Raw genomic sequence first — 12,951 nt, forward strand, 5'->3', positions numbered from 1 at the left:
CGACGGAACCACGGGAACACACAGCACGAGAAGCGGGGCTGGAGGGCCGGGGGGTCCGTCCAGTCCCGCTTCTCGTGCTGTGTGTTCCCGTGGTTCCGTCGGGCGACTCAGTCCCACCAGAAGAACCAGAACCGCGCCGGCGCCTGGTGTGCGGCGATCTCCGGCAGCCCGCCGATGAGCTGGTCGAAGTCGGGGCAGTACGCGTAGTGCTCGATCGCGACCCGCGCCACCTGGAGCGGATCCGTCGGAGGCTTCTCGACCGACAGCAGGAGCGCGTCGGTGTCGAGGTAGCAGATCTCGGCCCCGAACCGGTCGTGCCACTCGCGCAGGACGTCGGCGTGATCCCGGTACGAGAGGGACTCCCGGCCCGGGAACGGGGTGTGGTTCGGTGTGTCGGGTGCGTCCAGGAGTTCCGGCAGCCCGGCCGGGTCCCCGGTGGGGACGAGGCAGATCCACTCCGGCGGCCGCGCGAAGAAGGTGGCGAGGCGTGTTTCCGCGGGGCGGGGCGGCGCGGAGTGCGGAACGGCGGCGGTGAGACGTCCGGCCAGGTCGTCCAGGTCCCGCACGGGCAGGCGTCCCGTCGGCGGCCGGAAGGTCTCCGCCTCGCTGAGCAGTTCCCCCGCCTGAAGCTCCACCAGTCCGTCGACGAACGGCACGCGGGCCTCGTCGCGGTGACTGTCGCCCGGTAGGTCCGCCCACTCCCGGTCCGACGGCTGAGTGTGGGTGATGAACGGCCACCATCCCGTGTCCGCGTGGCGCTCACGGGCGCGCCGCCACACGTCCAGGCACGCGTCCGGCGTGCACCGGAAGCCCAGGAGGGTGCCCCCGCGTGGGGTGCGCACCCGTTGGACGTCCTGCGCCCGCGCGCCCAGTTCGGTCGCGAGCGTGGCCCCGGCGTCCGCCCGGGGCATCAGGCCGCCGTGCCCAGCCCCGCGCACCGGCCGGCCGCCGCTGCCGCCAGCCGGCCCATCGCCTCGTCGCGGTCGCAGGCGTACGCGCCCAGCGCCGTCTGGCGGGCGACGATCGTGCGCTCCTGCCGCATCAGGCGCCAGCCGCGGCGCAGCAGGAACGGCACCGACTTGCGGCCCTCCCTCAGATCCCGCAGGAACCGGCGGCGGAAGGTCTTCACCGGGCCGCGGCTCAGGCACAGCGCGTCGGCGAGGACGCCGAGTTCACGGCAGCGCGTGACGATCTCCGCGGCGAAGATGCCCTCCGCGATGAACAGCGGGGTCCGCCCGATGTCGACCGTCTCCACGCCGGTGCGGGCGCTGAGCGAGATGTCGTAGAGGGGAACGTCCGTACGGCCCGTGCGGCACAGCCGGGTGATCGCGGCGACGGCGGTGTCCGCGTCCCACGAGTCGGGGTGGTCCCAGTCGATGTCGGAGCTCTCCGCCACGAGCGGCAGCGTCGGGTCGTCGGCCTCCTTGTAGAAGTCGTCGAGCCGGAGCACCGGGAGACCGGAGCGGGCCGCGAGGAGGGACTTGCCGGAGCCGGAAGGGCCGCAGAGCAGCACGACTCGCGTCGGTATGGGCAGAGGAGAACTCACGGGACACCAGTGTGAGGCATCCACCGGGGGCCGTACGACCCCGCGGGTCGCCTTTGATGCGCGCGTCACACCTCAACTACCCTCGGTCCCAACACGATTACCCAGTGCAGCAGAAGGTGGCGCTCATGGCCCGACACGATTCCCCCGAGCAGCCGGTCGGCCGGCGTGCCCTGGCCGTCCTCGCGACCGCGGGCGTGGCGCTGGGGGCGGGCACCGCGTCGGCCGCGGCGGACACCGAGTCGGTCCTTGGCGTGGTGAACTCCCGTCCCGCCTCCCTCGGCAAGATCGACCCGCAGTCCGGCCTCCAGCCCGCGACCGGCACCCTCGGCTACGTCACCGGCCCGGTCGCCGGTCTCAAGCCCAACCCGCTCGCCGGCACCGGAGTCGACCCGCTCGACAACGGCGTCGGCACCGGCCTCGCCGACTTCAAGCCGATGACGTCCCAGGCACTGACGGGCCCCGTGGCGCAGGCTCAGTCGATCGGCAGCATCCCGGTGGTGGGGCAGGCTGCCGGGTTGCTCTCGCAGCAATAGGCGCGCACGCCGAGAAGCCCCGGCCCTCCCGGACGGAGGAGGGCCGGGGCTTCGGCTGTGGGGGGGCCTGGTGCGGCCGTGGGGGCCCTAGTAGGAGGAACCCGACGCGCCCAGTGAACCCGTGGGGTGCCAGACCGTCTTGGTCTCCAGGAACGCCGTCAGCCGGTCGGTGCCGGGCGTCTCCGCGTAATCCACAGGCTGTGGACGGAGAACCCGCTTGAGGTTGTCGGCCGCCGCGATCTCCAGTTCCTTCGCGAGGACCTCGTCGGCGCCCGCGAGGTCGATCGCGTTGACGTCCTGGTGGGCCGCCAGCGGGGTCGCGATCTCGGCCGTACGGCCCGAGAGGACGTTGACCACGCCGCCGGGGACGTCCGAGGTGGCCAGGACCTCGGCCAGGGACAGGGCGGGCAGCGGGGACTTCTCGCTCGCCACCACGATCGCCGTGTTGCCGGTCGCGATCACCGGGGCGAGCACCGACACCAGGCCCAGGAACGACGACTCCTGCGGCGCCAGGACGGCGACCACGCCCGTCGGTTCGGGGGAGGACAGGTTGAAGAACGGGCCCGCGACCGGGTTGCCGCCGCCGACCACCTGGGCGATCTTGTCGGTCCAGCCCGCGTACCAGACCCAGCGGTCGATCGTCGCGTCCACGACCGCGGCCGCCTTGGACTTCGACAGGCCCTCCGCGTCGGCCACCTCACGGGTGAACTGGTCGCGACGGCCCTCCAGCATCTCGGCGACGCGGTAGAGGACCTGGCCGCGGTTGTAGGCCGTCGCCCCCGACCAGCCGCCGAACGCCTTGCGCGCCGCGACCACCGCGTCACGGGCGTCCTTGCGGGACGACAGCGGCGCGTTCGCCAGCCACTTGCCCTTCGAGTCGGTCACCTCGTACACCCGGCCGCTCTCGGATCGCGGGAACTTCCCGCCGACGTACAGCTTGTAGGTCTTGAACACCGACAGTCGTGCATCAGACATCGAGGTACGCCTCCAGGCCGTGGCGGCCGCCCTCGCGGCCGAAGCCCGACTCCTTGTAACCGCCGAACGGCGACGTCGGGTCGAACTTGTTGAACGTGTTGGACCAGACGACACCCGCGCGGAGCTTGTTCGCGACCGCCAGGATGCGGGAGCCCTTCTCCGTCCAGATGCCGGCGGACAGGCCGTACGGCGTGTTGTTGGCCTTGGCGACCGCCTCGTCCGGCGTGCGGAAGGTCAGCACCGACAGCACCGGGCCGAAGATCTCGTCGCGGGCGATCCGGTGCGCCTGGGTGACGTTCGTGAACAGCGTCGGGGCGAACCAGTAGCCGCTCTCCGGCAGCTCGCACGCCGGCGACCAGCGCTCGGCGCCCTCCGCCTCACCCTGCTCGACGAGCGAGGTGATGCGGGTGAGCTGCTCCTCGGAGTTGATCGCGCCGATGTCCGTGTTCTTGTCCAGCGGGTCGCCGAGGCGCAGCGTGGACAGGCGGCGCTTCAGGGACTCCAGGAGCTCCTCCTGGATCGACTCCTGCACCAGCAGGCGGCTGCCCGCGCAGCAGACCTGGCCCTGGTTGAAGAAGATGCCGTTGACGATGCCCTCGACGGCCTGGTCGATCGGGGCGTCGTCGAAGACGATGTTCGCGCCCTTGCCGCCCAGTTCCAGCGTGACCTTCTTCTTGGTCCCGGCGACCGTGCGGGCGATCTCCTTGCCGACGGCCGTGGAGCCGGTGAAGGCGACCTTGTTCACGTCGGGGTGGGCGATCAGCGCCGCGCCGGCGTCGCCGTAGCCCGGGAGGATGTTGACGACGCCCTTGGGCAGGCCCGCCTGGCGGCAGATGTCCGCGAAGAACAGCGCCGACAGGGGCGTGGTCTCGGCCGGCTTCAGGACGACCGTGTTGCCGGTGGCGAGGGCCGGGGCGATCTTCCACGCCAGCATCAGGAGGGGGAAGTTCCAGGGGATGACCTGGCCCGCCACGCCCAGCGGCCTCGGGTTCGCGCCGTAGCCGGCGTGGTCGAGCTTGTCGGCCCAGCCCGCGTAGTAGAAGAAGTGCGCGGCGACCAGGGGCAGGTCGGCGTCGCGCGTCTCCTTGATCGGCTTGCCGTTGTCGAGGGTCTCGAGGACGGCGAGCTCGCGGGAGCGCTCCTGGATGATGCGGGCGATGCGGAAGAGGTACTTCGCGCGCTCCGCCCCCGGGAGCGCCGACCACTTCTCGAAGGCCCGGCGCGCGGCCTTCACCGCACGGTCGACGTCCTCGGAACCGGCCTGTGCGATCTCGGAGAGGACCTCCTCGGTGGACGGGGAGACGGTCTTGAAGACCTTGCCGTCCGCCGCCTCGACGAACTCGCCGTCGATGAACAGGCCGTACGAGGGCGCGATGTCGGCGATCGCGCGCGACTCGGGGGCCGGGGCGTATTCGAATGCCGAAGACACGTTTTCCATGGTCATGGGGTCTCAGTCCACCGTCACGTAGTCGGGGCCGGAGTAGCGGCCGGTGGCCAGCTTCTGGCGCTGCATCAGCAGGTCGTTCAGCAGCGACGAGGCGCCGAAGCGGAACCAGTGGTTGTCCAGCCAGTCCTCGCCCGCGGTCTCGTTGACCAGCACGAGGAACTTGATGGCGTCCTTGGAAGTGCGGATTCCGCCGGCCGGCTTCACGCCGACCTGGATGCCCGTCTGGGCGCGGAAGTCGCGGACGGCCTCCAGCATGAGGAGGGTGTTCGCGGGGGTGGCGTTCACCGCGACCTTGCCGGTGGAGGTCTTGATGAAGTCCGCGCCCGCCAGCATCCCGAGCCAGCTCGCGCGGCGGATGTTGTCGTACGTCGAGAGCTCGCCCGTCTCGAAGATGACCTTCAGGCGCGCGGAGGTCCCGCAGGCCTCCTTCACGGCCGTGATCTCGTCGTACACCTTCAAGTATCGACCCGAGAGGAACGCCCCGCGGTCGATGACCATGTCGATCTCGTCGGCACCGGCGGCGACGGCGTCGCGCACGTCGGCCAGCTTGACGTCGAGCGCGGCGCGGCCGGCCGGGAACGCCGTGGCCACCGAGGCGACCTTCACGCCGGAGCCGGCGACGGCCTCCTTGGCCACGGCCACCATGTCGGGGTAGACGCAGACCGCCGCGGTGGCGGGCGTCGTACGGTCCGTCGGGTCGGGCTTGACCGCCTTCGCGCCGAGCGCCCGGACCTTGCCCGGGGTGTCCGCGCCTTCCAGCGTCGTCAGGTCGACCATCGAGATCGCGAGGTCGATGGCGTACGCCTTCGCGGTCGTCTTGATCGAACGGGTGCCGAGGGAGGCCGCACGGCCCTCGAGTCCGACCGCGTCGACGCCGGGGAGCCCGTGGAGGAAGCGGCGCAGCGCGCTGTCGGACGAGGCGACGTCCTTGAGGGGGTGAGCTGCGGTGAGTGCAGAACTGGGCATGGTCACCAGACGAGCATATCTACGCGCGTAGCGGCTGTACAGCCCCTGGTTTTGTTCGACGGAGTTCCGAGGGTTCCCTTGGGAGGCCGGTGTGGTCTTCGGGGAGGGGGCCGGAGGCCTCGTGCGCGGCGGGTCCGGCAGAATCGAGACATGACGAGCCCCGAACCCCAGTCCCCGGCGCCGCAGCCTTCGGAGCCCGAGTCCAAGGACCGGGTCCACCGGTCGGCCCCGGCCATCGCCGGTGGCGTGCTGCTGCTCGCCGTCACCGGGTGGCTCGGAATCGACGCGATCGTCTCGGGGGAGGGGCGCACACCGTGGCTCGCGCTCGCCGTGCTGCTCCTCGTCGTGCCGCTCGTCATCGCCTTCACGCTGCGGCCCGCCGTGTACGTCGGTGACGACCGCCTGCGGATCCGCAACCCCTTCCGCATCGTCGTCGTGCCCTGGGGGCAGGTCGCTTCGCTGCGCTCCTCCTACTCGAACGAGGTCCTCACCGAGTCCGGTGCGAAGTACCAGCTGTGGGCCGTTCCCGTGTCGCTGCGTGCCCGCAAGAAGGCCGCGCGGCGCGAGATGCGGGCGACCGCGCAGGCGCGGCGGGAGATGCGGCGGGACGAGGGCCGTGGCAGCGCGCTCGGGATGCGAGCGGTCGAGGGAGGCCTCGGCAGGGAGTCCATCTCCGAGGGTCCCGTGCGGGCCGAGACCGACCGGATCATGGACGAGCTGCGCGGCCTGCACGAGGCGCGGCACCAGGCGGAGTCGGCGCGGGGCGAGGTCACCGTGCGGTGGGCCTACGAGGTGCTGGCGCCGGCGCTGGCGGGGGCGGTGCTGGTGCTGGTCCTGGTGGTGCTGGGCTGAGGGTCTGGGGGCCGGGCGTGCTGGTCCGGGTGGTGCGGGGCTGACGGTCTGGGGCCGGGCGTGCTGGTCCGCGTGGTGCTGGGCTGAGGGGCTGAGGGCCGGGCGGGCTCGTCTTGTTGGTGCTGGGCTGACGGTGCGGCGGCCGGGCGGGCTGGTCGTGATGGGCTGACGCGTGCTGAGCCTTGTGGTGCTGGGCTGACAGTGCGGCGGTCTGCCGTGCCGGTGTGGGATGGGGGCCGGTGGCTTTCGGTGTCGCTTCGTCCGGCGGAAAAGGGGTGGAGGGCGTCCCCTTCCCGTGCCTAGGTTCGGGGCATGAGTACCCGTACCTTCCGTGTCACCGTCCGGGGCGTCTTCGACGGGCTGAGCGCCGAGCAGCGCGCCGGGCTGCTGGAGCGGGCCGCCGAGCACGACGTGCTGCGCGCCGCGTTCACGCCCGAGGGGAGCCTGACGTACGACGTGGCCGTGCGGCCCGCCTTCACGTTCCGCTTCCTCGACTCCGGGGAGGCCGAGGAGGACATCCTGGAGGCGACCGAGCGGGCCGAGGAGTCGGCGCGGGCGTGGCTGGAGCAGCGCGCATACGGCTACAAGAACCTCCGGTCCACCGCCGAGGACCTCTCCCAGGCGCCTCTCGGCAAGCGGCAGCGGCGGGAGGCCGCCCGGAAGGGTTTCTGAGTCCTCGGCGGGGCGGCGGGGGACCGGTGGGGGGGAGGGGAGCGGTGGTGGTACGGGGCCCGGCCCTCAGATGCCCGCCGCCGTCGACAGGTCGCGCTTGATCGACTCCAGCAGCGCCGTCGCCTTCGCGCGGGCCGCCGGAAGGTCCTGGTGCGACCCGACCGGGATCACGACCTCCAGGTAGCACTTCAGCTTCGGCTCCGTGCCGCTCGGGCGGACGATCACCCGGGCGCCGTCGAGGGTGTAGCGCAGACCGTCCGTGGGCGGGAGTTCGGCCGTGCCCTTGGTGAGATCGTCCGTGCGGGTGATCGGAAGGCCGGCCAGCTCCGTCGGGGGCTGTTCGCGCAGGCGGCGCATCGCGGCCCCGATGAGGGAGAGGTCCTCGACGCGGACCGACAGCTGGTCCGTCGCGTGCAGGCCGTGCTCCACCGCCAGGTCGTCCAGCAGGTCGAGGAGGGTGCGGCCCTCCTCCTTGAGCTGGGACGACAGTTCCGTGATCAGCAGCGCGGCCGTGATGCCGTCCTTGTCGCGTACGCCCTCGGGGTCCACGCAGTAGCCGAGGGCCTCCTCGTAGCCGTAGCGCAGGCCCTCGGCGCGGGCGATCCACTTGAAGCCGGTGAGGGTCTCGACGTGCGGGAGGCCCGCCTTCTCGGCGATGCGGCCGAGGAGGGACGACGAGACGATCGACTCCGCGAAGGTGCCGGTCGCTCCGCGGCGGACCAGGTGGGCGGCGAGCAGGGCGCCGACCTCGTCGCCGCGCAGCATGCGCCAGCCGGTGGCGTCGGTTCCGTCGTGTACGGCCACGGCGCAGCGGTCCGCGTCCGGGTCGTTGGCGATGATCAGGTCCGGGGCGGCTTCGCCGGAGAGCGCGCGTGCCGTCGCGAAGGCCAGGTCCATCGCGCCGGGCTCCTCCGGGTTGGGGAACGCGACGGTCGGGAACTCCGGGTCGGGGTCGGCCTGCTCCGCGACGAGAACCGGCTCCGGGAAGCCGGCGCGGGCGAAGGCGGCCAGGAGGACGTCCTTGCCGACGCCGTGCATCGCCGTGTAGACCGTGCGGGCCGTGCGGGGGGAACCCTCGGACAGGACGGCGTCCGTGCGGGCGAGATAGGCGTCCAGGACGCTGTCGTCGAGGGTGTCCCAGCCTTCGGTGGGGCGCGGGACGGTGGTGAGGGACGGGACGGCGGCGATCTCCGCCGCGATCTCGATGTCCGCCGGGGGGACGATCTGGGAGCCGTCGCCGAGGTAGACCTTGTAGCCGTTGTCGCGGGGCGGGTTGTGGCTGGCCGTGACCTCCACGCCGGCGACCGCGCCGAGGTGCCTTATCGCGAAGGCGAGCACGGGGGTCGGGAGGGGGCGGGGGAGCACGGCCGCGCGCAGGCCCGCGCCGGTCATGACGGCGGCGGTGTCCTGTGCGAAGTCGTGGGACTTGTGGCGGGCGTCGTAGCCGATGACGACGAGGCCGTTGTCGTGGCCCTGCTTCTTGAGGTACGCGGCGAGGCCGGCGGCGGCGCGGATGACGACCGAGCGGTTCATGCGCATGGGGCCGGCGCCGAGTTCGCCGCGGAGGCCGGCGGTGCCGAACTGGAGGGTGCCGCCGAAACGGGCGGCGAGTTCGGTCTCGTCCTCGGCCTCGATGAGGCGGGCGAGCTCGGTGCGGGTGTCCGGGTCGGGGTCCTCGGTGAGCCACGCCTGGGCCTGTGCGATGAGTTCGTCGTGCACGGTGTGGTGTCAGCCTCTCCGGTGTGGTGGCGTGCGGTGCGGTGCGGTTTGCCTGCGGCGTGGTGGGGGTGCGCGTCCGTCGCCCGGCGCCGGTGGTGGGTCGGGGCCGCGCCGGGGGGTGTCCGTCCTCGGAACGGCGCGATGGGGTTGCGTACCGACTAACCGTCCGTTGACGCGCCAACCGCTGCGGGCGGACACCCCCCCCGACACGGCCCCTCGCGTACGACGGCGGGTGCCGGAGCGTCCCCATGGCTGTGCGGGCGGCCGCGGCTGCCATCCCTGGGGCACCACGGACACGCAGCCGCGATATTGCTAGAGGCGGCCCAGGACCTGCGCGAGCAGGGAGCCCATGCGGGTCGCGGAGTCGCGGCCGGCCTGGAGGACCTCTTCGTGGTTCAGGGGCTCGCCCGTCATGCCCGCGGCGAGGTTGGTGACGAGGGAGATGCCCAGGACCTCGGCGCCCGCCTCGCGCGCGGCGATCGCCTCGAGGACCGTCGACATGCCCACCAGGTCCGCACCGATGACCCGGGCCATGCGGATCTCGGCCGGAGTCTCGTAGTGCGGGCCGGGGAACTGGGCGTAGACGCCCTCCTCCAGCGTGGCGTCGACCTCCTTGCACAGGGCCCGCAGGCGCGGGGAGTACAGGTCGGTGAGGTCGACGAAGTTCGCGCCGATGATGGGGGAGGTGGCGGTGAGGTTGATGTGGTCGCTGATGAGGACCGGCTGGCCGGGGCGCATGCCCTCGCGCAGGCCGCCGCAGCCGTTGGTGAGGACGACCGTCTTGCAGCCGGCCGACACCGCGGTGCGGACGCCGTGGGCGACGGCGGCGACGCCGCGGCCTTCGTAGTAGTGCGTGCGGCCGAGGAAGACCAGGGCGCGCTTGTTGCCGATCCGGTACGAGCGGATCTTGCCGCCGTGGCCCTCCACCGCCGGGGGCGGGAAACCGGGGAGCTCGGTGACCTGGAACTCGGCCTCGGGGGCGCCCAGCGCGTCCACGGCCGGGGCCCAGCCGGAGCCCATCACGAGGGCGACGTCGTGGGTCTCGGCGCCGGTCAGTTCGCGCAGGCGGGCCGCGGCGGCGTCGGCGGCGGCGTGGGGGTCGCCCTGGATGTCGTCCGGAAGAAGAGATGCGTTCACGCCGATGAGGGTAGCCGCTGTTTGCCTACGCGCGTAGATGGCAGAGCTCACGGGGTGGCGATCGTTGTCTTGTCGTTTCCGACGAGGAGGTCGCGCGCGGGCTGCCGTCAGCAGGGGCGCTTGCGCAGCTCCATCACGTAGTCGTGAGGGGCGCCGGCCGACTCGGCCGCGTCGGCGATCTCGCCCAGGTAGCGGGCGGAGGGCAGGCCGCCCTCGTAGGCGTTCAGGGCGAAGGCCCAGGCGGATTCCTCGCCGTCCAGGGTGTGGACCCGTACGCGCGTACGGCGGTAGATGTCGAGGCCCACGCCCTCCCAGCGGTCGAGGGAGTCCTCGTCCATCGGGGCGATGTCGTAGAGGGAGACGAAGACCTGGGAGAGCGGGTCCTCCACGATGGTCGGCAGTGCGCCCTCCCAGCCCATGTGCTCGCCGCCGAACGTCAGTCGCCATCCGTTCAGCCAGCCGGTGGCGCGCAGCGGCGAGTGCGGGGCGCGGCGGGACATCAGCCGCGCGTCGAGGTTGCCGGCGTACGCGGCGTAGAGCGACATGGGGGAAGGGTACGGCAGGCGGCCCCGGCGTCACTGTCGTAACAACAGCCGCATCGGCGGGCCCCCGGGGCGGTGGCACGCGGAGCGGTGCGGGACAATGGAGTACGTGACTCGGATCGTGATCATCGGTGGCGGACCCGGCGGATACGAAGCGGCCCTGGTGGCCGCTCAACTCGGCGCGGAGGTGACCGTCGTCGACTGCGACGGTCTGGGCGGGGCGTCGGTGCTCACCGACTGCGTGCCGTCGAAGACCCTGATCGCCACGGCCGAGGTGATGACCACCTTCGACTCCTCCTACGAGGAGCTGGGGATCATCGTCGCCGACGACACCCCGCACATCGAGCAGGCCGCCCGGGTCGTGGGTGTCGACCTGGGCAAGGTCAACCGGCGTGTGAAGCGGCTCGCGCTCGCCCAGTCGCACGACATCACCGCCGCCGTGACGCGTGCCGGGGCGCGTGTCATGCGTGGGCGCGGGCGGCTGGAGGGCATGCAGGCGCTCGACGGGTCGCGCAAGGTCGTGGTGCGCACCGCCGACGGGAGTGAGGAGACGCTCACGGCTGACGCCGTGCTCATCGCCACCGGCGGGCACCCCCGTGAGCTGCCCGACGCCCAGCCCGACGGCGAGCGGATCCTGAACTGGACCCAGGTGTACGACCTCGACGAGCTGCCCGAGGAGCTCATCGTGGTCGGCTCCGGTGTGACCGGTGCCGAGTTCGCCGGTGCCTACCAGGCGCTCGGGTCGCGGGTGACGCTCGTGTCGTCGCGCGACCGGGTGCTGCCCGGTGAGGACCCGGACGCGGCCGCCGTGCTGGAGGACGTCTTCCGGCGGCGCGGCATGAACGTCATGGGGCGCTCCCGGGCCCAGTCCGCCAAGCGGGTCGGGGACCGGGTCGAGGTCACCCTCGCCGACGGGCGGGTCATCACCGGCTCGCACTGCCTCATGGCCGTCGGTGCCGTCCCCAACAGCGCCGGCATGGGCCTTGAGGACGCCGGTGTCCGGCTGCGCGAGTCCGGCCACATCTGGACCGACAAGGTCTCGCGCACGACCGCTCCGGGCGTGTACGCCGCCGGTGACGTGACCGGGGTGTTCGCCCTGGCCTCCGTGGCCGCCATGCAGGGCCGTATCGCCATGTACCACTTCCTGGGCGATGCCGTGGCCCCACTGAACCTCAAGACGGTCTCGTCGAACGTCTTCACCGACCCGGAGATCGCCACCGTCGGCTACACCCAGGCCGACGTCGACGCCGGGAAGATCGAATCCCGGGTCATGAAGCTGCCGCTGCTGCGCAACCCGCGCGCGAAGATGCAGGGCATCCGCGACGGCTTCGTCAAGATCTTCTGCCGGCCGGGCACGGGCATCGTGGTGGGCGGTGTGGTCGTCTCACCGCGCGCCTCGGAACTGATCCACCCCATCTCGATCGCGGTCGACAACAATCTGACCGTCGAACAGATCGCGAACGCCTTCACCGTCTACCCGTCCCTGTCGGGCTCGATCGCCGAGGTGGCACGGCAGTTGCACACGCGCAAGGAGAACGGCGACGGCTGAGGCCGAAATCGACTCCTGCCTGGTCACGGGGAGTGTTCGACCATTCGTACGGCATAGGCGGCGGGACTAGGCCCTATACCACTTCCCGCTGCTCGGTGCGAACATCTTCTGCTATTCAGCGCAAACTGCTGAAAGCAGACGGTCGCTGGCGTTACTGTCAGTTTCGTGTTCGCTGCAGAACGTCGCCAATTGATCCTCGAAATGGTGCGAGCGAACGGGGCCGTGTCGCTCCGTGAGCTCGCCCGCGTCGTCCAGACCTCCGAAGTGACCGTACGGCGGGACGTGCGCGCGCTGGAGGCAGAAGGACTCCTCGACCGCCGGCACGGCGGTGCGGTACTGCCGGGCGGTTTCACGCGGGAGTCCGGCTTTCCGCAGAAGTCTCATCTCGCGACCGCCGAGAAGACCGCCATCGCCGACCTCGCCGCGAACTTCGTGGAAGAGGGGGAGGCGATCGTGGTCGGGGCGGGTACGACGACCCAGGAGCTGGCCCGCCGGCTCGCCCGGGTGCCCGGCCTGACCGTCGTCACCAACTCGCTGCTGGTGGCGCAGGCCCTGGCCCACGCCAACCGGGTCGAGGTCGTGATGACCGGCGGTACGCTCCGCGGTTCGAACTACGCCCTGGTCGGGAGTGGTGCGGAGCAGTCCCTGCACGGGCTGCGGGTGTCGCGGGCGTTCCTGTCCGGGAGCGGTCTGACCGCCGAACGGGGGCTGTCCACGTCCAACATGCTGTCGGCGTCCGTCGACCGGGCGTTGGTGCAGGCGGCCGCGGAGGTCGTGGTCCTCGCCGACCACACCAAACTCGGCACCGACACCATGTTCCAGACCGTGCCGACGGATCTCATCACGCGCCTCGTCACCGACGAGCCGCCGGCGCACGACGACCGTGCCGCCACGGAGTTGCAGGCGCTTGCCGACCAGGGTGTGCAGATCGCTGTCGCCGGGGGGCAGGGTTCTGCCGGCGGCTCGTCGGTGACGAGGCGCGTGATGAGATCCGTCGGCACGGTCTGGAACAT

Annotated in this window: 13 protein-coding genes; 5 read left to right on the forward strand and 8 right to left on the reverse strand. The window is 71.7% G+C overall.

Annotation, left to right across the window (positions count from 1 at the left end; all coding sequences use genetic code 11):
* Positions 1 to 107: 107 nt before the first annotated feature.
* Entirely contained in the window at positions 108 to 911 is an 804-nt protein-coding gene (locus K4G64_RS34345; protein WP_221759825.1) for a DUF4253 domain-containing protein, read from the reverse strand.
* The gene (locus K4G64_RS34350; protein WP_374206483.1) at positions 911 to 1,615 is read right to left on the reverse strand and encodes a uridine kinase; all 705 of its coding nucleotides are present in this window, start codon (positions 1,613 to 1,615) and stop codon (positions 911 to 913) included. Before K4G64_RS34350 ends, K4G64_RS34345 begins: the two co-directional genes overlap by 1 nt.
* A 56-nt stretch (positions 1,616 to 1,671) precedes the next feature.
* Between K4G64_RS34350 and K4G64_RS34355 the strand changes: the two genes are divergently transcribed.
* Positions 1,672 to 2,079 carry a hypothetical protein gene (locus tag K4G64_RS34355; RefSeq protein ID WP_221759826.1) on the forward strand — a complete coding sequence of 136 codons (408 nt, stop codon included), beginning with the start codon at positions 1,672 to 1,674 and terminating at the stop codon, positions 2,077 to 2,079.
* An 87-nt stretch (positions 2,080 to 2,166) separates the two neighbouring features.
* On the opposite strand, the gene K4G64_RS34360 is transcribed toward K4G64_RS34355, so the two are convergent.
* Genes K4G64_RS34360 through deoC form a run of 3 tightly spaced genes read right to left on the reverse strand, consistent with a single transcriptional unit; the run spans position 2,167 to position 5,467 of the window.
* The gene (locus tag K4G64_RS34360) at positions 2,167 to 3,054 is read right to left on the reverse strand and encodes an aldehyde dehydrogenase family protein (protein WP_221759827.1); all 888 of its coding nucleotides are present in this window, start codon (positions 3,052 to 3,054) and stop codon (positions 2,167 to 2,169) included.
* Complete coding sequence (locus K4G64_RS34365) at positions 3,047 to 4,483, reverse strand: aldehyde dehydrogenase family protein (protein ID WP_221759828.1); 1,437 nt, start codon at positions 4,481 to 4,483, stop codon at positions 3,047 to 3,049. Before K4G64_RS34365 ends, K4G64_RS34360 begins: the two co-directional genes overlap by 8 nt.
* Before the next feature lie 21 nt (positions 4,484 to 4,504).
* Positions 4,505 to 5,467 (reverse strand): deoxyribose-phosphate aldolase, encoded by a 963-nt coding sequence (deoC, locus tag K4G64_RS34370; RefSeq protein ID WP_190902264.1) that lies wholly within the window; start codon positions 5,465 to 5,467, stop codon positions 4,505 to 4,507.
* A gap of 150 nt (positions 5,468 to 5,617) precedes the next feature.
* Between deoC and K4G64_RS34375 the strand changes: the two genes are divergently transcribed.
* Both K4G64_RS34375 and K4G64_RS34380 read left to right on the forward strand, forming a co-directional pair.
* Positions 5,618 to 6,319: a PH domain-containing protein gene (locus K4G64_RS34375; RefSeq protein WP_221759829.1), complete on the forward strand. Its 702-nt coding sequence runs from the start codon at positions 5,618 to 5,620 to the stop codon at positions 6,317 to 6,319.
* Positions 6,320 to 6,631: 312 nt separating this feature from the next.
* Complete coding sequence (locus K4G64_RS34380; protein ID WP_221759830.1) at positions 6,632 to 6,991, forward strand: DUF6204 family protein; 360 nt, start codon at positions 6,632 to 6,634, stop codon at positions 6,989 to 6,991.
* Between the two features lie 66 nt (positions 6,992 to 7,057).
* On the opposite strand, the gene K4G64_RS34385 is transcribed toward K4G64_RS34380, so the two are convergent.
* From K4G64_RS34385 to K4G64_RS34395, 3 genes are all read right to left on the reverse strand, one after another.
* On the reverse strand, positions 7,058 to 8,710 hold the full coding sequence (locus tag K4G64_RS34385) for a phospho-sugar mutase (RefSeq protein ID WP_221759831.1): 1,653 nt from the start codon (positions 8,708 to 8,710) through the stop codon (positions 7,058 to 7,060).
* Positions 8,711 to 9,022: 312 nt separating this feature from the next.
* Positions 9,023 to 9,847 (reverse strand): purine-nucleoside phosphorylase, encoded by an 825-nt coding sequence (locus K4G64_RS34390; protein WP_031110318.1) that lies wholly within the window; start codon positions 9,845 to 9,847, stop codon positions 9,023 to 9,025.
* A gap of 107 nt (positions 9,848 to 9,954) precedes the next feature.
* Positions 9,955 to 10,392, reverse strand: coding sequence for a gamma-glutamylcyclotransferase (locus K4G64_RS34395; protein WP_221759832.1), 438 nt, complete (start codon positions 10,390 to 10,392; stop codon positions 9,955 to 9,957).
* Between the two features lie 97 nt (positions 10,393 to 10,489).
* Between K4G64_RS34395 and K4G64_RS34400 the strand changes: the two genes are divergently transcribed.
* Together K4G64_RS34400 and K4G64_RS34405 are read left to right on the forward strand one after the other, a co-directional pair.
* Positions 10,490 to 11,938, forward strand: a complete 1,449-nt coding sequence (locus tag K4G64_RS34400; RefSeq protein WP_221759833.1) for an NAD(P)H-quinone dehydrogenase — start codon at positions 10,490 to 10,492, stop codon at positions 11,936 to 11,938.
* A gap of 201 nt (positions 11,939 to 12,139) precedes the next feature.
* A partial coding sequence (locus tag K4G64_RS34405; RefSeq protein ID WP_260461368.1) for a DeoR/GlpR family DNA-binding transcription regulator occupies positions 12,140 to 12,951 on the forward strand: 812 nt, incomplete at its 3' end.

The organism is Streptomyces sp. WAC04114 (genome assembly GCF_019733245.1).
GTDB classification, from domain to species: Bacteria; Actinomycetota; Actinomycetes; order Streptomycetales; family Streptomycetaceae; genus Streptomyces; species Streptomyces massasporeus_A.